General features: G+C 67.4%; 1 protein-coding gene. It reads right to left on the reverse strand.

Going from position 1 to position 430, the window contains the following annotated elements; genetic code table 11:
• A partial coding sequence (locus BRO63_RS24360; RefSeq protein ID WP_306425690.1) for a malic enzyme-like NAD(P)-binding protein occupies positions 1 to 430 on the reverse strand: 430 nt, incomplete at both ends.

The following is a 430-nucleotide window of genomic DNA, read 5'->3' on the forward strand; positions in this document are numbered from 1 at the left end:
CAGGATCTCGGGCGTGGGGTTGGCCAGCGCCAGGATCAGCGGGCGCGGCCCCATGGCCGCAACCATCTCGGGCTTGAGCACGCCGCCCGCCGACAGGCCCAGGAACACGTCGGCGTCCTGGATCACTTCGGCCAGCTTGCGGGCGTCGGTCTTTTGCGCGAAGCGCGCCTTGTCCGGGTCCATCAACACGGTGCGGCCTTCGTAGACCACGCCTTCGATGTCGGTGACCCAAACGTTTTCCAGCGGCAGGCCCAGGTCCACCATCAGGTCCAGGCAGGCCAGCGCGGCCGCGCCTGCGCCGGAAGTCACCACCTTCACCTGCTTGATGTCCTTGCCCACGACCTTCAAGCCGTTGATGAAGGCGGCGGACACGCAGATCGCGGTGCCGTGCTGGTCGTCGTGGAAGACGGGGATCTTCATGCGCTCGCGC

It is taken from the genome of Achromobacter xylosoxidans, from assembly GCF_002192695.1.
GTDB classification, from domain to species: Bacteria; Pseudomonadota; Gammaproteobacteria; order Burkholderiales; family Burkholderiaceae_B; genus Achromobacter; species Achromobacter xylosoxidans_C.